The following is a 646-nucleotide window of genomic DNA, read 5'->3' on the forward strand; positions in this document are numbered from 1 at the left end:
TTTATGCCCCTTTTCGTTTTACATGATCTATCCGCGACCCACTTACAATGTGTCAGTTGACCAAATTTTATTAATGAGCCAAGGTATCTAAAGGACTAAGGAATTACCAGAGAGGGAATGCAATGAAAGTCGAAATCGAAAGAACCGAAGATGGAGAGGCTTTTTTCAGATTACCTGATGAATATCTTGCAGACCTAAAATGGCAAGATGGTGATGTCATTGAGTGGATTGATAATAAAGATGGTACCTGGACCTTACGAAAGTCCTCGGTAGCAAGTCCTGCGGATTAGTCATGCTGGTCAATGGGTTTTATTCATAATTATTTAGAAAATGGATGCAGCATCAGACTTATGTACATCATTGATGATTGATCATGAAGTACTGGCGATAGAGATAGATTATTGGAAAATGGGCGGGAAACATGATATCGAGCTCAGGTTTATCCAATCAGCAACCCACAACAAATGCCTATGTGGAAAGCTACACACTACTGTACGGCATGAATAGCTGTGGTTTTATAACAATGAACGACCTAACACATATGAGCCTTCCGCCAGTCAATAGGCGAACCTAACTTATTTGACTGCTTTTGCAGTCAAATAAAAATCAATCAACAAATTCATCTACTTCGTCTGTCATTTAGCTG

Annotated in this window: 1 protein-coding gene; it reads left to right on the forward strand. The window is 39.3% G+C overall.

All coding sequences use genetic code 11. The annotated features are described in order from the left end of the window. Window positions 1-122 precede the first annotated feature (122 nt). Window positions 123-290, forward strand: a complete 168-nt coding sequence (locus Q4546_RS19165; RefSeq protein ID WP_164717954.1) for a hypothetical protein — start codon at window positions 123-125, stop codon at window positions 288-290. Window positions 291-646 lie beyond the last annotated feature (356 nt).

Origin of the sequence: Shewanella sp. 4_MG-2023 (genome assembly GCF_030548015.1) — a bacterium.
In the GTDB taxonomy this organism is placed as follows: domain Bacteria; phylum Pseudomonadota; class Gammaproteobacteria; order Enterobacterales; family Shewanellaceae; genus Shewanella.

Excerpts from the sequence above, each read along its gene's own strand:
- Q4546_RS19165 (WP_164717954.1), top strand. The coding sequence starts at position 123 with ATGAAAGTCGAAATCGAAAGAACCGAAGATGGAGAGGCTTTTTTCAGA.